Below are 21,284 nucleotides of genomic sequence, written 5' to 3' on the forward strand. Positions count from 1 at the left end.
CCAGCCGGTCGAACAGCGAAGTGGACGGCTCGGTAAACGAGCCCGCTACGCTGGTGCACTATGCCTCCGGGCACGGACACTCGGCGGCGGGTACGTCCCTCGCTGCTCCCGTCCGCCGCTCTCAGAAACGGCCACGCGGGTTCGCATTACTGATCGGCGCGATCGTACCGGTTGCCCTCGTCGTGTTCTGGCAGTTGCTGTCAACATCCGGCGTTATTCCGGCCTACCGTCTTCCCACCCCGATCTCGGTGTGGGATGCGGGAGTCGACCTGTCCTCGCGCGGATTGCTTGTGCAGGACGTTGCGATCTCGACGCAACGGGTACTTCTGGGTTTCTTCTTCGGATCAATCTGCGGACTTGCTGTCGGCGCAATCATCGGCCTGTCGCGATGGGCGAGTCTGCTGTTCGCCCCGACCGTGGGCGCGTTCCGGGCGGTGCCATCACTCGCCTGGGTACCGCTGCTCATCCTGTATCTCAGCATCAACGAGGACTCCAAAGTCTTACTGATCACGATCGGAGCGTTTTTTCCGGTCTACACAACGGTCTCGGGGGCGCTTCGCCACGTCGATCATCAGCTGGTCGAGGTGGGACGGGCGTTCGGCCGCAGCCGAATGAACCTGCTGCTGCTGGTGCAACTCCCCGCGATCGTGCCGACGGTCGTGTCGGGTCTCCGGCTTGCCCTGGCACAATCGTGGCTCTTCCTGGTCGCGGCCGAGTTGATCGCGTCATCCATCGGTCTCGGCTTCCTGCTCAAGGATTCTCAGGACAACGGGCGCATCGACCGATTGTTCCTCGCGATAATCCTTCTCGCGGTTCTCGGTAAGTTGACGGATGCCCTTGTCGGTCTGCTCGAGCGGTTCCTGCTCCGCCGATGGAGCTGACATCGTCGGTGAAACTGATGGGTTTCGGTGGAGTTGGTGGCATGCGGGGTGCTCAGTGATTGGCTGCGTTAGCTCGGTCTCGCAGCGAACCGAAGCATCCGCCCTGCCGCGCATTGCCATCGGCGACCCGCTAAGATCATGCGCGACAGACATCCTTAAATTCCGTCCTGTGAGGCGGGGAAGGAGGTCAGATTGCCCGCACGCACTGTGCTGCAGCAAGCTGATATCACCCGGGCGTTGACTCGGATCTCCCACGAGATCCTTGAGTCCAATCGGGGTCCGGATAATCTCGTCGTCCTCGGCATTCCGACTCGAGGGGTGGTGTTGGCCTCGCGTATCTCCGAGATGCTCGCGGGGATTTCCGGCACACCGGTGCCGACTGGCGCTCTCGACGTGACGATGTTCCGCGACGACCTCGGTCGCAACCCCACCCGCGTTCCCTCGCCCACCCAGATGCCCGCCGGCGGTATCGACGGAAAGACCGTGGTGCTCGTCGACGATGTGCTCTACTCCGGCCGCACCATCCGTGCCGCTCTCGACGCCATCGGCAGCATCGGGAGGCCGGCGATCGTGCGTCTCGCCACCCTCATCGACCGCGGCCATCGCGAGTTGCCGATCCGCCCGGACTTTGTCGGCAAAAATCTACCGTCGGCCCAGAATGAGCGCATCAACGTGCACCTCCTGGAGATCGATGGCGATGAATTTGTCACCATTGAGGAGGCGTCTGCATGAGGCACCTGTTGAGCACTCGCGATCTCTCACGGGGTGAGGGGATCACCATCCTCGACGTTGCAGAGGGCATGGCGGAGGTCGCCGACCGCGAGGTGCGCAAGCTCCCGGCACTGCGGGGCAAGACAGTTGTGAACCTGTTCTTCGAGGATTCCACCCGAACGAGGATCTCTTTCGAAGCCGCAGCCAAGCGGCTCTCGGCGGATGTCATCAATTTCAGTGCGAAGGGATCGAGCGTATCGAAGGGTGAAAGCCTCAAAGACACCGCGCAGACCCTTGCCGCGATCGGAGCGGATGCGGTGGTCATCAGGCACGGGGCATCCGGCGCCCCGCGGGTGCTCGCGGACTCCGGCTGGATCGACGCTCCGGTGATCAATGCTGGCGACGGCACGCACGAGCATCCGACCCAGGCACTGCTCGACGCCTTCACGATCCGCCGCCGACTCCACGGCAACACCGCGCGGGGCCGGGATCTAGAGGGGGTATCGGTCACGATCGTCGGCGACATCCTGCACTCCCGGGTCGCCCGGTCGAATGCCTGGCTGCTCACCACTCTTGGTGCGAGCGTCACCTTCGTGGCCCCGGCCACTCTTCTGCCGATCGGCATCGAGAACTGGCCGGTGACGGTACTTTACGACCTCGAGGCGGCGCTGGGCGCCCACCCAGACGTGGTGATGATGCTCCGCATCCAGGGCGAGCGGATGCACGCTGCGTACTTTCCGAATGCCAGGGAGTATTCCCGCATCTGGGGACTCGATGACGCGCGGCTGGCACTGCTGGCCGCCGATACGATGGTGATGCATCCCGGACCGATGAATCGCGGTCTCGAGATTTCGGCCGGTGCCGCCGACTCGCCACGGTCAACTGTGCTCGAGCAGGTCGCTAACGGCGTGTCGATCAGGATGGCTGTGCTGTATCTGATGCTGTCCGGCGAGGGAGGAAAGTAATGAGCGAGACCATCCTCGTGCGGGCGGTGACCCTGCCTGACGGCACAAGTACCGACATTCTGGTGCGTGACGGCCGCATTGCCGAGCTCGGTCGGGCAATTTTCGCCTCCGCTGATCGCCTCATCGATGGTGCCGGGCTGATGGTCCTGCCCGGCCTCGTCGACTTGCACACCCACTTGCGTGAGCCGGGTTTCGAACAGAGCGAGACGGTGTTGAGCGGCTCTCGAGCCGCGGCGATCGGTGGTTTTACTGCGGTGCACGCGATGGCGAACACGTCACCGGTCGCTGATACCGCCGGGGTGGTCGAGCAGGTGATGTCTCTCGGCGACCGCCACGGCTACGTGACCGTGCGGCCAATCGGAGCCGTCACCCGCGGACTCGAAGGTCAGCAGCTCAGCGAGATCGGAGCCATGGCGAATAGCCGCGCCAGGGTGAGGGTGTTCTCGGACGACGGCACGTGCGTATCCGATCCCCTCCTGATGCGGCGCGCCCTCGAATACGTGAAGACGTTTGGGGGAGTAATCGCCCAGCATTCGCAGGAGCCCCGCCTCACCGAGGGTGCGCAGATGAATGAGGGCACCCTCTCTGGAGAGCTCGGCCTTGCCGGCTGGCCGGCCGTTGCCGAGGAGGCCATCATCGCCCGCGATGTTCTGCTCGCCGAGCATGTCGGAGCACGCCTGCACGTCTGTCACCTCTCCACGGCAGGTTCGGTCGATGTCGTGCGTTGGGCCAAGGCCCGTGGAATCAACGTCACTGCCGAAGTGACCCCGCATCACCTGCTGCTCACCGAACAGCTCGCGGCGAACTACGACTCGCGATACAAGGTGAACCCTCCGTTACGACGGGACGAGGACGTGCGCGCCGTGCGTGAAGGACTCGCCGACGGCACGATCGACATCATCGCGACCGACCATGCACCCCATCCGGTCGAGGCTAAGGAGTGCGAATGGGCCGCGGCCGCCTTCGGGATGGTCGGACTCGAGTCTGCGCTCAGCGTTGTGCAGGCCTCTGTCGTTGACACCGGCATGCTGGACTGGGCCGATGTCGCCCGCGTGTTCTCGAAAGCCCCGGCGGCGATCGCCCAGCTCGACGGCTATGAGAATGGCATCGCGGTGGGTGCACCGGCATCCTTCACGCTCTACGACCCGAGCGTGAGTCGCGTGTTCGAGGCAGCCCAGCTTCGGGGGAAGTCCGCTAATTCGCCCTATTTGTCAACCGTTCTCCCCGGGCGGGTCATGACAACGGTTCATCGCGGTTACCCCACGGTGCTGGACGGCGAACTTGTGGATTCCGAGACCGTTGCAGCCTCAGCCCGGAGTCACGACCACACCCACAACCGGTCGGGAGCCAGTCATGGATAGGGCCACCTCGACGACGATCGTGATCGCGGTCATCCTGATCGCACTCACGAGCATGTTTCTGGGCTGGCGCAAGCGGCAGAAGCGTCAGGCCTACCTGAGTACCCCGGATACCGTTCCCACCGACCCGGGCCCTGAACTGTTCAGCGCCGAAGGCTTCTATGTCGCCACGACGATGGCCGACGACGAACTGAACCGAGTCGCGGTTGCCGGGCTTGGATTCCGCGCCCGCGCCACGGTGACGGTGACCGATGCCGGAGTAATCCTGAACCTCGCCGGCACGCCCGAGGTCTTCATCTCGCGTGCTGCGCTTGAGGCGGTCGACCGCGCAACGTACACGATCGACCGTGTCGTCGAGACGGGTGGTCTCGTGCGACTGTCGTGGTCGCTCGGTGAGACACCGGTCGACAGCTACCTCAGACTCACCGATCCGGCTGATGCGGTCGCGCTGATCGACGCGGTGACACTGCTTCTTCCCACACCCATTCCACTGGAAGGCGACGCTACATGACGCGTTTCGACCCCGCCGTGCTCGTACTCGAAGACGGCACCCGCTATCCGGGAAACGCCTACGGTGCGCGCGGAACCACCCTCGGCGAAGCGGTCTTTGCTACCGGAATGACCGGCTACCAGGAGACGATCACCGATCCGTCCTACGCCGGGCAGATCGTGCTGATGACGGCACCCCACATCGGCAACACCGGCGTGAATGCCGAGGATGCCGAATCTCGCCGCATCTGGGTGGCCGGTTTTGCGGTGCGCGACCCCTCCCGCATCGTGTCCAACTACCGAGCGAACGGAAGTCTCGACGATCAACTCGTCTCCGAGGGCATCATCGGCATCAGCGGCATTGACACTCGCGCCGCAACACTGCACCTGCGCGATTCCGGTGCCATGCGCTCGGGAATATTCTCCGGAGCGGATGCCTCCCTCGACGCCGCCGAACAACTGGCAATCGTGCGTGGGGGAGCAGGGATGTCGGGGCTGAACCTGTCGGCTCAGGTCTCGGTCACTGATCGGGTCACGATCCCCGCCGAAGGGGAACGGATCGGTGTTGTGGCTGTGCTTGACCTCGGGGTGAAGAATGCGACCCTCGGGTACCTCTCTGCGCGCGGGCTCGAGGTGCACGTGCTCCCCCAGGACGTGACGATCGAGGAAGTGCTCGCCCTCCAGCCGAACGCGGTGTTCTATTCCAATGGACCCGGTGACCCCGCCGCATCCGAGATCCATGTGACATTGCTTCAGGCGGTGCTGCGTGCGGGGCTTCCGTTCTTCGGCATCTGCTTTGGCAACCAGCTCCTTGGCCGCGCCCTCGGCTTGAGCACCTACAAGCTGCCGTTCGGGCACCGAGGAATCAACCAGCCGGTCGTTGATCGCGCGACCGGTCGGGTCGAAATCACCTCGCACAACCATGGATTCGCGGTCGATGCTCCGCTCGACGGGCCATTCGAGTCGCCCGCTGGTTTTGGCCGGGTCGAGGTGAGTCATGTCAACCTGAACGACAACGTGGTCGAGGGGCTGAACGCCCTCGACATTCCTGCCTTCTCGGTGCAATACCACCCCGAGGCCGCCGCCGGTCCGCACGATGCAAACTATCTCTTCGACCGGTTCCGTGATCTTGTCGTTGACCACCTGCACCAGAGCGTCCGCCCCGCTCCAGACCAGTCGGAAGGTTCTTAATGCCCAAGCGCGACGATATCAATTCGGTGCTCGTGATCGGCTCAGGCCCGATCGTGATCGGTCAGGCCTGCGAATTCGATTATTCGGGCACCCAGGCCTGCCGGGTGCTGCGCGAGGAGGGGGTGCGGGTCATCCTGATCAACTCCAACCCCGCGACGATCATGACCGACCCGGACTTCGCCGACGCCACCTACATCGAACCAATCACCTGGCAGGTCATCGAGACGATCATCGCCAAGGAGCGTCCGGATGCCATCCTCCCAACCCTCGGCGGCCAGACCGCCCTCAATGCCGCCATCGACCTGCACCACCACGGCATCCTCGAGAAGTACAACGTGGAGTTGATCGGCGCGAACTTCGAAGCGATAAACAAGGGCGAAGACCGCCAGATCTTCAAGGAGCTCGTGTTGGAGTGCGGAGCGGATGTCGCACGTTCCTATATTGCGCACACGGTGGCCGAGGCGTGTGAGTTCGCGAAGGACCTCGGCTATCCGCTCGTCGTACGACCCTCTTTCACCATGGGGGGACTCGGATCGGGATTCGCCTACACCGAGAAGGAACTCGTGCGCATCGTCGCTGACGGACTGCACCAGAGCCCGACAACCGAGGTGCTGCTCGAGGAGTCAATTCTCGGCTGGAAGGAATATGAGCTCGAGCTGATGCGGGATACGGCCGATAACACTGTGGTCGTCTGCTCCATCGAGAACGTCGACCCGGTCGGAGTGCATACCGGGGACTCGATCACCGTTGCGCCCGCCCTCACCCTCACCGACCGCGAATACCAGAATCTGCGCGACATCGGTATCGACATCATCCGTGCGGTCGGAGTCGATACCGGCGGATGCAACATCCAGTTCGCTATCGATCCGGCAGACGGACGGGTCATCGTCATCGAGATGAATCCGCGTGTCTCCCGGTCGAGTGCGCTTGCATCGAAGGCAACCGGGTTCCCGATTGCGAAGATCGCGGCCAAGCTCGCGATCGGCTATCGGCTGGACGAGATCCCCAACGACATCACGAGAGTGACCCCGGCGTCGTTCGAGCCGACTCTCGACTATGTCGTCGTGAAGGTGCCGCGGTTCGCGTTCGAGAAGTTTCCCGGCGCGGATGCCACCCTGACCACCACCATGAAGTCGGTTGGCGAAGCCATGGCCATCGGCCGCAACTACTCGACGGCGCTGCAAAAGGCCCTTCGTTCCCTCGAGAAGCGCGGATCAAGTTTTCACTGGGACGGCGAGCCAGGTGACCGGGATGCGCTCCTGGCAATCGCCGCGGTACCGACCGACGGCCGGATCGTCACGGTGCAGCAGGCGCTGCGGGCCGGAGCCACAATCGAGCAGGTTTTCCAGTCGACGAAGATCGATCCGTGGTTTATCGACCAGATCGTGCTCATCAACGAGGTCGCTGACGAGATCGGCTCCCTCCGACCCCTGGACGCCGCACTGCTGAAACTCGCGAAGGACCACGGCTTCAGCGACATCCAGATCGCTGCCCTGCGCGGGATGACCGAAGACGAGGTGCGCACGATCCGCCATCGGTTCGGGGTGCGTCCCGTCTTCAAGACGGTTGACACCTGTGCCGGCGAGTTCCCGGCCCTCACTCCGTACCACTACTCCAGCTACGACCAGGAGACCGAGGTGCGGCCAAGCGAGCGGCGCAAGGTGGTGATTCTCGGCTCTGGACCCAACCGCATCGGCCAGGGTGTCGAGTTCGACTACTCCTGTGTGCACGCCTCCTTCGCCCTGTCGGAGGCCGGCTACGAGACCATCATGATCAACTGCAACCCGGAGACGGTCTCGACCGACTATGACACGAGCGACCGGCTCTACTTCGAGCCGCTCACGCTCGAGGACGTGCTCGAGGTGATCCACGCCGAGAGCCAGAGCGGTGAACTCGTCGGAGTGGTTGTGCAACTCGGTGGGCAGACCGCCCTTGGACTCGCCAAGGGGCTCAAGGCAAACGGGGTGACCATTCTCGGCACGACACCGGAGGCGATCGATCTGGCCGAGGAACGCGGGCTGTTCCAGGGGATCCTGGATGCCGCGGGGCTCGTCTCTCCGCGCAACGGCACCGCACACGACTATCGAGGGGCCGTCGCTGTTGCCGAGGAAATCGGCTATCCGGTGCTGGTTCGGCCGTCCTATGTGCTCGGCGGCCGCGGTATGGAGATCGTCTACGACAGCCCGTCGCTCGCCAACTATTTCGAGCGCGTCGCCGGCCAGGGAATCGTCGGGCCGGATCACCCACTGCTCGTCGACCGGTTCCTGGATGACGCGGTCGAGATTGATATCGATGCTCTGTACGACGGCGTCGAACTCTATGTCGGCGGCGTCATGGAGCACATCGAAGAGGCCGGTATTCACTCTGGCGACTCGAGTTGCACGCTGCCCCCGGTCACTCTCGGGCGCGATCAGATCCAGCGAGTCGTGGATGCCACGCACGCAATCGCCCGCGGCATCGGTGTTCGCGGGCTCATCAACGTGCAGTTCGCGATCGGTGCCGGGGTACTGTACGTGCTCGAGGCGAATCCGCGCGCGAGCCGCACCGTGCCCTTCGTCGCCAAAGCGCTCGGTCTGCCGATCGCGAAGGCCGCCTCGCTGATCATGGTGGGGCAGAGCATCCGCTCCCTCGTCGAATCGGGGATGCTTCCACCGGTCGATGGGTCGGTCGTGCCGATGGACTCGCCGGTCGCTGTGAAGGAAGCTGTGCTGCCGTTCAAGCGGTTCCGTACCACCGAAGGGCTTATCGTCGACTCGGTTCTCGGCCCGGAGATGCGCTCCACCGGAGAGGTGATGGGCATCGACTCCAACTTCCCCAAGGCCTTCGCGAAGAGTCAGGAGGCGGCCTACGGCGGCTTGCCGACAAGCGGCAGCGTCTTCGTCTCGGTGGCGGATCGCGATAAGCGCGCGATCATCCTCCCGGTGCTTCGACTGCAGCAGCTCGGCTTCACCATTCTCGCGACGATCGGTACCGCGGAGATTCTCGCCCGCAACGGCATCACCGCTCGGGTCGTGCGCAAGTACGACCAGGGCGATGCGACGCTCGAAGGGGAGCCATCCATTGTCGACCTGATCAACCTGTCGCAGGTCGATATCGTGATCAACACCCCGAGTGGCCGGAGCGCACGCGTTGACGGGTACGAGATCCGGGCGGCCGCCGTCGCGGCAGACCTGCCTCTCTTCACGACGATCGCCCAACTCGGAGCTGCGGTGGCGTCGATCGAATCGATCCGCGACGGATTCGAGGTCAAGTCGCTGCAGGATTATGCGAGGACACGGGCCGAGCGACTGGCCGCCCGTGTCTGATCAGTCATCAGCCACGATGCGATCGCAGGCTTCGTTCGGCGATCGGCTGGTTGAGGCATTCGATCGCTTCGGGCAGCTGTGTGTCGGAATAGACCCACACCCCTACCTTCTGCAGCGGTGGGATCTTCCCGACGATGCTTCGGGTCTTCGACAGTTCGGCTTGCGTGTCATCGACGCCGCTGCAGGTCAGGTTGGCATCGTGAAGCCCCAGATTGCGTTCTTTGAAAGGCACGGATCAGCGGGATATGCGGCCCTCGAAAGTATCCTCGACTCCGCTCGTCAGGCTGGTCTTCTCGTCATCGCTGACGCGAAACGTGGTGATCTTGGAACCAGCGTCGAGGCCTATGCTCAGGCCTGGTTTGCAGCGGGCAGTCCGTTGGAGGTCGATGCTCTGACCATCAGCGCCTATATGGGACTCGGGTCGATCGAGGCGCCGATGACCCTCGCCGAGAAATTGGGGAAGGGGCTGTTTGTGCTTGCCGCGACGTCGAATCCCGAAGCCCTCTCCCTGCAGACAGCGCGGATTTCTTCCGGGTTGCATGCAGGTCAGTCGGTGGCGTCCAGTATCGTCTCAGGGGTGGGTGAGTGGAATTTTTCTGTGGGGGCGGGCTCGGTGGAGTTCGCACCAACGCTGCGCCCAGTCGGTTCGATCGGCCTGGTACTTGGTGCCACCGTCGATTTCACCGCGTTCGGCCTCGATCTGTCGTCCATTGCGTCCGCGCCGTCGTCTCCGGTGCTCGCACCCGGGTTCGGACATCAGGGTGCCCAGTTTGCCGACCTGCACCGGTTGTACGGCCCGGCCGCACCGGTCACGATTGTGGCAGCGTCGCGCAGTATTCTAAACGCCGGTCCGGACGGTATCTCCGATGCGATCCGGATGCAGGCGTCAGAGGTTTTTTCATGCCGCGCGTAGCCCCTCCGGAGGTCGACCGGGTGGCTGCCGCCCACGCGGCGGTCGCAGCGAGGCGAGCGCGAGCATCCGTGAAGCTCGCCATCCACGATCGGTCCCGCAGCGCCGTCGATGTCGTGGAGGCAGCCTGGGCCGATCCGCTTGCCACCGCTGAGGCGAGTCTTCGGGTGCGTGAACTGCTCACCAGCATCCCGACCCTCGGTCCGACTCGCACTGCGAAGGCAATGGGGGAGTTGGGTATCGCCGACTCCAAGCGCGTTGGTGGGCTCGGTGTGCGCCAGCGGCGCAAACTCGTGGAGTGGCTGGTTCACCGCGAACATCGGGATACCCCGCAGCGGGCAAGACTGGTCGTGCTCGCCGGGCCGACGGCCGTCGGCAAGGGTACTGTCTCGACCTACATCCGCGAGCACTACCCCGATGTTCATGTCTCGGTCTCCGCAACGACTCGCCTCCCTCGTGTGGGCGAGGTGCATGGCGTCAACTATTACTTCGTCAGTGACGACGATTTCGACCGGCTCATCGAGACCGATCAAATGCTGGAGACCGCGACGGTGCACAATGCGTTCCGCTATGGCACACCGCGGGCTCCGATTGACGAGGCTTTGAGCGCCGGGAAGAGTGTGCTGCTCGAGATCGACCTGCAGGGAGCGCGTTCCGTGCGCAAGGTACTACCGGATGCCCTTCTCGTCTTCCTGCTGCCACCCACCTGGGAGGAACTGGTGCGACGGCTCATCGGCCGTAATACGGAAGATTCAGCAGAACAGCAGCGTCGACTGGAAACGGCCAAAGTCGAACTTGCTGCTCAAGATGAGTTCGATCACCGTGTCGTCAACTCCACCGTGAGCACTGCCGCCCGCGAAGTCGTAGACTTAATGCTTGTCCCCAAATACAACAGGAGTTTTACCCATGGTTGAACGCGCCAAAGGAATCATCGATCCGCCCATCGACGAACTGCTGTCGAAGGTGGACTCGAAGTATGCCCTGGTGATCTTCGCCTCAAAGCGTGCTCGTCAGATCAACGATTACTACGCCGATCTGCACGAAGGCAGCCTATTCGACAACGTCGGCCCGCTCGTCGACTCCACCATCGACGACAAGCCCCTCTCGGTCGCGATGCACGAGATCAGCGAGAACAAGCTCGTTGTCAAGGCCATCGCCGAGCCGGCCGAGTAACTTTCCCTCAGGCTCCTGAGATGGGTCGCCGACTGAACATCGTCGTCGGGGTCACCGGTGGCATTGCCGCATACAAGGCCGTGAATGTCATCCGCGGCCTTGTACTTGCCGGACACGATGTACATGTTGTCGCGACGGATGCCGCGCTGCGGTTCGTGGGGACCCCGACCCTCGAGGCAATCAGCCGCAATACGGTGCACACCAGCCTCTACGAGGGTGTCGCCGAGGTACGCCACGTTGCGATCGGTCAGGCGGCGGATCTCATCGTGATCGCTCCGGCCACGGCCAACACGATCGCGAAGCTCGCCGCGGGACTGGCCGATGACCTGCTCGGCAATACGGTGCTCGCGAGTCGCGCACCGGTGGTGATCGCTCCTGCAATGCACACCGAGATGTGGCAGCACCCGGCGACGGTGAACAACATCGCTGTGCTTGTATCGCGCGGGGTCACCGTGGTTGGGCCCGCCGTGGGGCAGCTGACCGGGACTGACTCCGGGCCCGGTCGACTCGAGGAACCAGAGGAGATTATTCGCGCAGCTCTTGCCGTGCTGCAACCGAAGGATCTCGACGGTCGGCGAATCCTGATCACAGCGGGGGGTACGCGCGAGGCGCTCGATCCCGTGCGTTACCTTGGCAACCGCTCGAGCGGTAAGCAGGGAGTCGCGCTCGCCGTCGCTGCTGCCGCGCGGGGTGCAGACGTCACACTGATCGCGGCAAATCTGGAGGTGGCGGCGCCCTCATCCATTCGGGTGGTGCCGGTAATTTCGACACTCGAACTCGCCGCGGCGGTGCAGGATGCCGCCCGCGATGTCGATGCGGTGATCATGGCGGTGGCGGTGGCGGATTATCGTCCCGAGTTTGTGGCCGATGAGAAGCTGAAAAAAGAAGCCGTCGGTGATCGGGTAATGCTTGCGCTGGTGAAGAATCCAGACATATTGGCCGGGCTCGCCGAGACCCGAAGGCCCGGGCAGCTGATTATCGGATTTGCTGCGGAGACCGAGCCGGATCGGGACGCGATGCTGGAGCTGGGGCGCGCAAAAATTGCCCGAAAGAACAGCGATCTTCTTGTCCTCAATAGGGTGGGCTGGAGTGAGGGGTTCGGTACCGACCAGAACACTATCGTCATGATCGATAGCCTCGGAGCTATAGTGATGGAGGCTTCCGGGAGCAAGCAGACGGTGGCCGATCGCATCTTCGACGCTGTTGTCGCGCGCCTCGCCTGACCGGAGTCGGATGCGGTCAGCCGCGCCCCGATTCACCTTTACGCTGGGAACCCTATGAGCGCAGCATCCACAACACCCCTCCGCCTATTCACCTCAGAGTCGGTCACCGAGGGGCATCCCGACAAAATTTGTGACCAGATATCCGACAGCATTCTGGATGCGCTGCTCACGGTTGATCCGCACAGCCGGGTCGCGGTCGAGACACTCGTCACCACGGGCCTGGTACACGTGGCCGGGGAGGTCAGCACGACGGGTTATGTCGATATTCCCGCCATCGTGCGCGACCGCATCTGGAACATCGGCTACAACTCATCGGACGTCTGGTTCGACGGCCGGTCCTGCGGCGTGTCCGTGTCGATCGGAGGGCAGTCGCCGGACATCGCTCAGGGCGTCGACGATGCCTTCGAGAGCCGGGAAGAGTCGAGCATCGATGACCTCGACCGACAGGGTGCGGGCGATCAGGGCATCATGTTCGGCTATGCCACCACCGAGACCCCCCAGTACATGCCAGTGCCGATCTGGCTTGCGCACCGCTTGGCCGAACGGCTCGCTGAGGTGCGCAAATCCGGCCTGGTGGACTATCTGCGCCCGGACGGCAAGACGCAGGTGACTGTCGGCTACGACGGCATCATTCCCCGCTCGGTCGAAACCGTTGTGCTCTCAACGCAGCACTCGCCGAAGGTCAGCACGGAGATGTTGCGTGCGGAGATCGAAGAGCTCGTCATCCGCCCGGTGCTCGATCGAGTTGATCTCGAGACGAACAATCCTCGCGTGCTGATCAATCCCACCGGTCGATTTGAGATCGGTGGCCCGCAGGGCGATGCCGGTCTCACTGGCCGAAAAATTATCGTCGATACCTACGGGGGATCGAGCCGGCACGGCGGGGGAGCATTCAGCGGCAAGGATCCATCAAAGGTCGACCGCTCAGCGGCCTATGCGATGCGGTGGGTGGCGAAGAACGCCGTTGCCGCCGGTCTCGCGGACCGCCTCGAAGTGCAGGTTGCCTACGCCATCGGCAAGGCAGCACCGGTGGGACTCTACGTCGAGACCTTCGGCACCGCCCACGTCGACGAGGCCACGATCATCGACGCGATTCGCGAGGTTTTCGACCTGCGCCCGGCGGCAATTATCCGGGATCTCGACCTGCTCCGACCGATCTACGCCGCGACCTCCACGTACGGTCACTTCGGTCGCGACCTTCCGGAATTCACCTGGGAGCGGATCGACCGGGTCGACGCGCTACGCAGCCTGGCCGGCCTCTAGACCCGGGTACCGACCTCGCCATGAACGCAGAGTTGCGGTGAACACGGGGGTTCCTGTGACTACTCAGGCGGTTGCACGCGTGATGATCGACTCGCCGCTTCCGCAACTCGACCGGCTGTTCGACTACGCAATCCCCGATTCGCTGGCGGCGGCGGCGCTGCCAGGGGTGCGGGTGCGGGTTCCGCTGCGGTCGATCGGTCGTATCGCGGACGGGTACATCGTGGAGGTGACTCGCGTGGGCGGCTTCGCGGGTGCGCTCAGCGAGCTCGACTCGGTAGTGTCGAGCGCCCGGGTGCTCGCGCCGGAGATCTGGACTCTGTGTCGGCGTCTCGCCGACCGTGCCGCAGGCAACGCGAGTGACATTGTGAGACTGGCAGTGCCCAAGCGGCAGGTGCGCGTGGAAAAAGCCTGGCTGCTGGAATCCGCAGCCGAATCATCCGCTCAGGTGGTGCCGATCGCAGTTGCCGGATTCGACACCGATCGAATCGATCTCGCCCTGGCAACCGGTGGGCGTCTCGCCGTGGATGCCGTACCGCGTGTGGTCGAAGTGCGTTCGACTGCCGATGCTCCGTCGCAGTGGGTCGGGCACTGGGCGATCACCATGGCAGCGTGTGCAACCCGTGCTCTCGCGGCAGGCGGATCCGCCATTCTCGCCGTGCCCGACTATCGAGACCAGGAGCAACTGGTAACCGCTCTTCGGGCGGTTCTGCCGGCGGACCGGATCGTGCATCTGGACGCGCGGCAACCCAATCCCGACCGTTACCACGCGCTGCTCGCCTGTCTTGGCGACACCCCGCTCGCGATAGTCGGCAATCGGTCGGTGCTCTACGCACCGGCGAAGACGCCCGCGCTCATCGCGGTGTGGGACGAGGGTGATCCGCTCCACAACGAGCCGCTCGGTCCCTATGTTCACGCTCGTGATATCGCGCTGGTGCGTCAGGAACTGCAGGGTCCCGCGCTTTTTTTCCTCTCGCACACGCGCAGCACCGAGGTGGAGCGATTGGTCGGGCTTGGCTGGCTCGACGAACTCGCCGCCGTGCGCCCGGTCGCTCCGAAAGTACTACCCACAGCCCAGCAACAGTCCCAGGATCGTCTTGCCGCACAGGCCCGCATTCCGTCCTCCGCGTGGCGCGAGGCCCGCGCAGCGCTCGAACACGGTCCCGTGCTTGTGCAGGTGGCCCGGCCCGGTTATGCGCCGCGCCTGGCCTGTGCAGGCTGTGGAAATACCGCCCGGTGCCAGCGCTGTGAGGGTCCGCTGCGACTGAAGACGGCCCGATCGACGCCGTCGTGTTCCTGGTGCGGGAAGCTCGCCACGCAGTGGAGTTGTTCCCAGTGCGCTGGCACCGACTTTCGGATGGTCGGGCAGGGCACTGGCCGCACCGCCGAAGATTTGGGGCGCGCCTTTCCTGGAGTGCGCATCATCATCGCGGACGGTGATCGACCCATCCTCGCTGTCGGCGCCGCGCCCGCTCTCGTCATCGCAACTCGGGGAGCGGAACCGATCGCTGCCGGCGGCTACCGGGCGGTACTGCTCCTGGACGGTGAGCGGATGCTCGCCCGCGAGAGCCTGCGGGTGGGGGAGGATTGCCTCCGCTGGTGGTCGAACGCCATCGCCCTCGCGGCCCCGGGGGCGACGACCGTGCTCGTCGGGGTGGGGGGTGCCCTGGCATCCGCTCTCGCGACCTGGCAGCGTTTCGACTATCTGCGGTCTGAGCTCGCCGATCGCCGGGCGCTTCGTTTCCCGCCCGCAGTTCGTGTCGCCACTGTCACCGGCACGCCGGAGACGGTTCAGGCTGCGGTCAGTGCCATCCGGGCCATCGACCGTGTCGATGTTCTTGGCCCGGTGGAAGCCGTGGAGGGTGGCGTGAGAGCCATCGTGAGATTCGATTATGCGGAGGGTGCTGCCGTTGCAACCGGGTTGCGTGCCGAGGTGATCCGCGCTGCAACCGCTCGGCGCAGCAGGGCCGGCGGTGCGAACGGGCGGATGGCGCTGCCTACACTGAGAGTGCGTTTCGACGACGCGCTGTCGCTCGACAGCACCGAGTAACGCTCCCATCCCACAACGAACGAGTGTGCCAATGTCCGACCTGGTCATCGTCTTCGCCGGAAGCCCGGCTGCCGCTGTGCCGAGCCTGCACGCGCTCAGGGCGAGTCGCCATCACGTCGCTGCGGCACTGACTCGCGAAGACTCGCCACAGGGGCGACGCCGTTCGCTCACCCCGACCGCCGTCGCCGCTGCGGCGCTGCAGTCGGGTGTGCCGATCATCCGAGCCAATCGTCTTGCGGATGCCGCTACAGAGGCTGTCACTGCGCTTCGCCCCGACCTCGGCGTTATCGTTGCCTACGGGGGACTCGTGCGCGTGCCACTGCTCACCATCCCGCGGCTCGGCTGGATCAATTTGCACTTCTCGCTGCTGCCGCGATGGCGCGGTGCAGCCCCGGTGCAACACGCGATCATCGCCGGTGACGAGGTGACCGGGGCATCCGTGTTCCAGCTGGTACCGGAGCTTGATGCCGGCGTCGTTTTCGGGCAGGTCACCCAGGCCATCGGTTCCACGGAGACGGCGGGTCACCTGCTCGACTCCCTCGCGGTGAGCGGCGCAGAACTGCTGGTGCGCGTGGTGGATGCGATTGCCGACGGAGTCGCGCGCGGGGAGCCCCAGCATGGTGACGTGACCCTCGCCCCGAAACTTCACCTGCCGGATGCACGACTCGACTTTTCGGAACACGCGACCACCGTGCTCAATCGACTGCGCGGGGTGACGCCTGAGCCCGGCGCATTCACTAGCGTAGACAGTGTGCGGATCAAGATCCTCGAGGCGCGTATCGCGGACGATGAGGCGGAACTCGGCGTCGGGCAACTCGTGTTGCGGGCCGGTGAAGTTCTGGTGGGCACGGCCAGCCACCCGCTCGAACTGGTCACCGTGCATCCGGACGGGAAGAAGGCCATGAGAGCTGCCGACTGGTGGCGTGGTCGCCCGGCCGATGCCGGGACGGTGGCGCGATGAGTAACCGTCGCACCACCCGTGACACTCGGGATTCCGAGCCCCCGTCTCGGGTGCAGCCCGCCCGCCGCATCGCCCTCGAAGTGATAATGGCAGTGCGGGAGACGGATGCGTACGCCAACCTCCTCCTGCCGGTGAAACTGGAGCGGGCTCGGCTCGCGCCCCAGGATGCCGCTCTGGCGACGGAACTGACCTACGGCACACTGCGCCAGCAGGGCTACTACGACGCAGTGATCGAACTCGCGGCCGGGCGATCGACCGACGAGATCGACTCACCGATCCTCGACGTGCTGAGACTCGGCACGCACCAGCTGCTCTCAATGCGCGTTGCGCAACATGCCGCCGTCGACGAGGCCGTCTCTCTCGCACGAGAGGTCGGGTCACGCTCCGCGACCGGTTTCGTCAACGGTGTGTTGCGCACCATCACGCGCAGCGAGCCAGGCACCTGGCACGACCGGGTGATGACACAGCCCCGCACCGACGACGAACTACTATCGCTGGAGCATTCGCATCCGCTGTGGATCGTGCGGGCTTTCCGCCAGGCGCTGGCGGCTGAGGGCCGCGAACACGAGCTGGAAGACCTGTTGGTCGCCGACAACTTCGCCCCGCGGGTGAGCCTCGTCGCTCTGCCCGGCTGTTCTACCATCTCCGAGATCCGTGGCACCCAGAAGGCAAAATACTCGCCGATCGCTGCCGTGAGCGACGGGGGAGACCCGGCACTCTGGCCGGCCGTGCACGAGGGGCGCGCCCGAGTGCAGGACGAGGGATCCCAGCTCGCCGCGCTCGCCCTCAGTCGCGCGCGGCCCGTTATCTCCGGGGAACGCTGGCTCGATCTCTGTGCGGGACCCGGAGGCAAGGCCGCTCTACTCGCCGCAGAGGCGCGTCAGAGCGGGGCGATACTCGTCGCCAACGAGATCACACCGGTGCGGGCTGAACTCGTGCGGAAGGCGCTGGCGGTGTTCGTCGACCCACCCCAGGTGCTTGTGCAGGATGGCACGCTGTTCGGTGAGCGGATGCCGCAGCAGTTTGATCGCATCCTGATCGATGCGCCATGCACAGGGCTCGGGGCACTCCGCCGACGCCCGGAGGCGCGCTGGCGAAAGCAGCCGAGTGATGTTGCCGAGCTCACCGGGCTGCAAATTGCGCTTCTCGAGTCCGGGCTCGCGGCGTTGAAGCCCGGCGGCATCCTCGCCTACGTCACCTGCTCCCCGCATCTGGCCGAGACAAAGGTTGTGGTTGAGACGGTGCTGAAACACACACTGGGGGTTTCCCGGCTTGACACTCCGGCCGTGCTGGCAGCGGTGACCAAGCGCGAACTCCCACTCGGCGAGTCTGCCGGTGATGGCCATGTTCAACTGTGGCCACACCGGCATGGCACCGACGCGATGTTCATCTGCCTGCTGACGAAGTCCCTCTAGGCTGGCGCAGGTGACCGTAAGAATAGCCCCGAGCATCCTCACCGCCGATTTCGCAAATCTCGAGCATGAGCTCGGGCGTATCGCGACCGCCGACCTGGTTCACGTGGACGTGATGGACAACCATTTCGTTCCCAACCTCACGTTCGGCCAGCGCATGGTGGAGTCACTGCAGCGGGTGTCGCCGCTGCCACTCGACATCCACCTCATGATCGACGATCCGGACCGCTGGGCACCCGGCTACGCCGAAGCCGGTGCGTACTCGGTCACTTTTCACGCCGAAGCGGTCGCGGATGCGGTGTCTCTCGCCCGCCGACTACGGGACATCGGCGCACGCGCAGGAATCGCAGTGAAGCCTGGCACTCCGATCGAGCCGTACCTCGAATTGCTCCACGAGTTCGACCAGGTGCTCGTGATGACCGTCGAACCCGGCTTCGGCGGACAGTCCTTCATCGAGTCGACCATGCCGAAGCTCGTGGCCCTTCGCGCGGCCGTTGCGGCGACCGGGCTCGACATCTGGCTTCAGGTAGATGGCGGGATCACCGAGCGCAGCATCGCGATCGCCGCCGAGGCCGGCGCCGATACTTTTGTCGCGGGCTCCAGTGTTTTCAACGTGGGGGAGCCGCACATGCAGATCGCGTTATTGCGGGCGGCAGCATCCGCACACGTCCACTGAACTGGCGCGTGCACTGAACTGGCGCACCCGCTGACTCTGCTTGAATTAGACCATGACCGACTTCAACAAGACCAAGCCAGAGATCGAGTTCTACGAGGGCGACGCACCCGCCGGATTGGTATCGATCGATATCGAGATCGGCACCGGTGACGAGGCCAAGACCGGCGACAAGGTCGACGTGCATTATCTCGGCGTCGACTTCGAATCCGGCGAGGAGTTCGACTCATCCTGGGGCCGCGGACAGTCTGTCGACTTCCCACTGCGCTCCCTCATCGCGGGCTGGCAAGAGGGCATCCCCGGCATGAAGGTCGGCGGACGCCGCCAGCTGATCGTGCCGCCGGCCCTCGCCTACGGAGCAGCAGGCTCCGGCCACCAGCTCTCCGGCCGCACCCTGATCTTCGTGATCGATCTGCTCGGCGTCAGCTAACGCCACCGCACGTCCGGCGTCCCCCTCGCGTTTTCGCGACCACCTCCGTGTCTGCACACGGAGGTGGTTGGAAAAACGGGAGATGGTTGCTCCGACCTTGAAGTGGAATCAGCTCCAGGGCAGGGGCAGGGACTCGACCGGTTCGCCGGCTCGGGCACCCTCCGGAGGGATCACCAGTACGCCAGCGGCATCCGCGAGCCCCCGCATCATGCCGGAACCGAGCCACCCGTTAGCCACTGCCCGGCCCTGCTCCAGTCGATAGGGCACGAGGATGCGTGAGCCGGTCCTGCCCTCGATCGCTGCAGCTGAGACAACGTAGCCCACAGCAGTGGTGCGGCCCTGAAAGCCAGCCAGAAGCGGGGCAACAAGAGTCAGAAGTCCCATCATTGAGGCGAGTGGGTTGCCTGGCAGTCCGAGCACCAGTGGCCCGCCGGGCAGCCGGGCGAGCATCGTCGGGGCTCCGGGGCGCATCGCGATTCGGGTGACCAGGAACTGGGCGTTGAGTGAGTGCAGCGCGGCCCGCAGGTGATCCGCCGCAGAGTCGCCTGTGCCGCCGGTGGTCACGAGCAGCTCTGACGAGCTGGCAGATTCGCGAATAGCCTCGACCGTCGCGGCGAAGTCGTCGCGGATGCGCCGCTGCGAGAGGACATCGGCTCCCAGCATCCGGAGTACGGTCGGCAGCTGCGGACCGAAACTGTCCCGCACCCGTCCCGGACCGGGAATTCCGCTCTCGTCGACCTCGTCACCGGTGAGCAGCACCCGCACCCGCGCCCTGCGGATCACGCCAAGGTCATCCCAGCCACACCCCGCGGCGAGGGCGATGTGGGCTGGGTTGAGCAGCGTTCCCGCGTGCACGACGACGTCCCCGGAGCGCGCTTCCTGCCCCGAGGCGCGGATGTGCTGCGCGGGGTGCGGTTCAGTGTTCGCCGAGACCGACTCGAGCAGTCCCGCGCGCACGGAACCACCCTCGCTGCGCAGCACCGCGTCCGCACCGGCCGGAATCAGCCCGCCGGTCACAATGGGGGTGGCGAGCCCAGCATCGAGCACCGGTCTGTCGACCAGCCGCCACGGCCCCTGCCCGCTGATTGCCCAGCCATCCATCGCAGAGGAGGCGTAATGCGGCACGTCCGACAGGGCGAGCAGATCGGTCGCCAGAATGCGCCCGATGGCCTGGTCGAGAGACACCGCCTCCGAGCCGAGGGTGGATGCCGCGCCCGCGGCCACGGCGCGCGCCTCATGCCAGTCCACCGGCCTGCTGAGTCGATCGGAGCTCACCGGGTGTCGGATTTCGCGAGAGCCGTTGCGATCGCTGATGCATGGTCGAAGGCAGCGTTTTCGAGCCCCGGCTCCCGGGCAGCGGCCGCGACCCCGGCTGCGTACCCCACCAGGTAGGTGGTGAGCGGCGCTGCGGGCCGCATGACCGCGTGTGCTGCGGTGCCGGCAAGGGCGAGCACGGCCTCGATGTCAACAGGCACCCCCTCGATACCGAGGGCCGCAGTGAGCCGGTCACTCCACTGTCTGAGAACACGCAATGTTGCATCGTCATCCCGGTCGTCCATGGACTTTCCTTTCGTCGCTGCATCTCGCACCGGCAGATCAGGCGGCAGATCGGGCGGCATGATGCCGTAGCTGGCAGCATCCGCCCACGTATCGATGTCGTCGGTAGACCCGGAAGGCACGCTGATCTCAGTTAGGTCGAGGGGGGAGAGCAGCGCCCGAACCGGCAGGTTTTGGATGTCGGTTTGTCGGCCGCTCACCGCCTCTGCGAGCGGCCCGGTGCGATACAGGCCGAGCAGGGGTTGGCGGCGGCCCCCTTCATCGATCGCGAGCACGCCGTCCGCACCCACGCCGTGCGCACTCCCGCCGTCCGCACGCACGCCCTCTGTCATCCATGCGAGAAGCGCAGCAACTGCAGCGGCGCCGTTGGGAACGTCACACGCGAGCACCAGCACGAAATCGGCCGGGTGTACCGTTGCCGGTGCATCGTGCAGTACATCGAGTCCGGCCGAAATAGCCGCGGCCGGTCCGCTGAAGGCCGGCACTTCTCGCGTCACCAAAACCCCGGCTGGGATGACGGCTGGTTCTCCGACAATGACGACTTGCCTGGCTCTGGCCGTGGCATCGATGGTGCGGGACAGCAGTGATCGACCGTTGACCACCAGGTCGGCTTTCGAGACGCCGCCGAGGCGGGATGACCGCCCTCCGGCGAGCACGATGGCGTCGAAGATCATGTGTTCAACTCTAGATTGCCCGCGCGATCGTGCTGCGGTGGTGTCCTCCGGCGTCGGCCCT

General features: G+C 64.8%; 19 protein-coding genes. 17 read left to right on the forward strand and 2 right to left on the reverse strand.

The annotated features are described in order from the left end of the window. The first annotated feature begins 20 nt into the window (after positions 1-20). The 17 genes from IWX88_RS08365 (at position 21) to IWX88_RS08445 (ending at position 18,992) form a co-directional block, all read left to right on the forward strand. On the forward strand, positions 21-881 hold the full coding sequence (locus IWX88_RS08365) for an ABC transporter permease (protein WP_370568263.1): 861 nt from the start codon (positions 21-23) through the stop codon (positions 879-881). Positions 882-1,073: 192 nt separating this feature from the next. Beyond that, a complete protein-coding gene (gene pyrR, locus IWX88_RS08370) occupies positions 1,074-1,613 on the forward strand; it encodes a bifunctional pyr operon transcriptional regulator/uracil phosphoribosyltransferase PyrR (protein WP_196829217.1) in 540 nt (179 codons plus the stop codon). Continuing rightward, the gene (locus tag IWX88_RS08375; protein ID WP_196829219.1) at positions 1,610-2,557 is read left to right on the forward strand and encodes an aspartate carbamoyltransferase catalytic subunit; all 948 of its coding nucleotides are present in this window, start codon (positions 1,610-1,612) and stop codon (positions 2,555-2,557) included. The genes pyrR and IWX88_RS08375 overlap by 4 nt, the downstream gene beginning before the upstream one ends. After that, entirely contained in the window at positions 2,557-3,918 is a 1,362-nt protein-coding gene (locus tag IWX88_RS08380) for a dihydroorotase (protein ID WP_196829221.1), read from the forward strand. The genes IWX88_RS08375 and IWX88_RS08380 overlap by 1 nt, the downstream gene beginning before the upstream one ends. After that, positions 3,911-4,426, forward strand: a complete 516-nt coding sequence (locus tag IWX88_RS08385; protein ID WP_196829223.1) for a hypothetical protein — start codon at positions 3,911-3,913, stop codon at positions 4,424-4,426. The genes IWX88_RS08380 and IWX88_RS08385 overlap by 8 nt, the downstream gene beginning before the upstream one ends. Then, positions 4,423-5,595, forward strand: coding sequence for a glutamine-hydrolyzing carbamoyl-phosphate synthase small subunit (gene carA, locus IWX88_RS08390; RefSeq protein ID WP_196829225.1), 1,173 nt, complete (start codon positions 4,423-4,425; stop codon positions 5,593-5,595). The genes IWX88_RS08385 and carA overlap by 4 nt, the downstream gene beginning before the upstream one ends. Next, positions 5,595-8,900, forward strand: a complete 3,306-nt coding sequence (gene carB / locus IWX88_RS08395) for a carbamoyl-phosphate synthase large subunit (protein WP_196829227.1) — start codon at positions 5,595-5,597, stop codon at positions 8,898-8,900. The genes carA and carB overlap by 1 nt, the downstream gene beginning before the upstream one ends. 16 nt (positions 8,901-8,916) lie before the next feature. Further along, entirely contained in the window at positions 8,917-9,813 is an 897-nt protein-coding gene (pyrF, locus tag IWX88_RS08400) for an orotidine-5'-phosphate decarboxylase (RefSeq protein ID WP_196829594.1), read from the forward strand. Next, positions 9,801-10,724 carry a guanylate kinase gene (gmk, locus tag IWX88_RS08405; protein ID WP_196829229.1) on the forward strand — a complete coding sequence of 308 codons (924 nt, stop codon included), beginning with the start codon at positions 9,801-9,803 and terminating at the stop codon, positions 10,722-10,724. The genes pyrF and gmk overlap by 13 nt, the downstream gene beginning before the upstream one ends. Next, a complete protein-coding gene (gene rpoZ / locus IWX88_RS08410; RefSeq protein WP_196829231.1) occupies positions 10,717-10,983 on the forward strand; it encodes a DNA-directed RNA polymerase subunit omega in 267 nt (88 codons plus the stop codon). Before gmk ends, rpoZ begins: the two co-directional genes overlap by 8 nt. A gap of 20 nt (positions 10,984-11,003) precedes the next feature. Next, entirely contained in the window at positions 11,004-12,206 is a 1,203-nt protein-coding gene (gene coaBC, locus IWX88_RS08415) for a bifunctional phosphopantothenoylcysteine decarboxylase/phosphopantothenate--cysteine ligase CoaBC (RefSeq protein ID WP_231369047.1), read from the forward strand. A 54-nt stretch (positions 12,207-12,260) separates the two neighbouring features. Then, positions 12,261-13,469 (forward strand): methionine adenosyltransferase, encoded by a 1,209-nt coding sequence (gene metK, locus IWX88_RS08420; RefSeq protein ID WP_196829233.1) that lies wholly within the window; start codon positions 12,261-12,263, stop codon positions 13,467-13,469. An 82-nt stretch (positions 13,470-13,551) separates the two neighbouring features. Continuing rightward, entirely contained in the window at positions 13,552-15,516 is a 1,965-nt protein-coding gene (locus tag IWX88_RS08425; protein WP_196829598.1) for a primosomal protein N', read from the forward strand. 40 nt (positions 15,517-15,556) lie between these two features. Further along, the gene (fmt, locus tag IWX88_RS08430; RefSeq protein ID WP_196829600.1) at positions 15,557-16,477 is read left to right on the forward strand and encodes a methionyl-tRNA formyltransferase; all 921 of its coding nucleotides are present in this window, start codon (positions 15,557-15,559) and stop codon (positions 16,475-16,477) included. Beyond that, a complete protein-coding gene (locus tag IWX88_RS08435; RefSeq protein ID WP_196829235.1) occupies positions 16,474-17,892 on the forward strand; it encodes an RsmB/NOP family class I SAM-dependent RNA methyltransferase in 1,419 nt (472 codons plus the stop codon). The genes fmt and IWX88_RS08435 overlap by 4 nt, the downstream gene beginning before the upstream one ends. A 10-nt stretch (positions 17,893-17,902) precedes the next feature. Then, positions 17,903-18,565 carry a ribulose-phosphate 3-epimerase gene (gene rpe / locus IWX88_RS08440; RefSeq protein WP_196829237.1) on the forward strand — a complete coding sequence of 221 codons (663 nt, stop codon included), beginning with the start codon at positions 17,903-17,905 and terminating at the stop codon, positions 18,563-18,565. 52 nt (positions 18,566-18,617) lie between these two features. Further along, the gene (locus IWX88_RS08445) at positions 18,618-18,992 is read left to right on the forward strand and encodes an FKBP-type peptidyl-prolyl cis-trans isomerase (RefSeq protein ID WP_196829239.1); all 375 of its coding nucleotides are present in this window, start codon (positions 18,618-18,620) and stop codon (positions 18,990-18,992) included. 108 nt (positions 18,993-19,100) lie between these two features. Here the strand turns inward: IWX88_RS08445 and IWX88_RS14240 are convergent, their stop codons facing one another. Continuing rightward, on the reverse strand, positions 19,101-20,267 hold the full coding sequence (locus tag IWX88_RS14240; protein WP_196829241.1) for a molybdopterin molybdotransferase MoeA: 1,167 nt from the start codon (positions 20,265-20,267) through the stop codon (positions 19,101-19,103). Next, positions 20,264-21,223: a DUF6457 domain-containing protein gene (locus IWX88_RS08455; protein ID WP_196829243.1), complete on the reverse strand. Its 960-nt coding sequence runs from the start codon at positions 21,221-21,223 to the stop codon at positions 20,264-20,266. Before IWX88_RS08455 ends, IWX88_RS14240 begins: the two co-directional genes overlap by 4 nt. Positions 21,224-21,284 lie beyond the last annotated feature (61 nt).

The sequence above is a fragment of the Frigoribacterium sp. CG_9.8 genome (assembly GCF_015751965.1).
Lineage (GTDB): Bacteria > Actinomycetota > Actinomycetes > Actinomycetales > Microbacteriaceae > Lacisediminihabitans.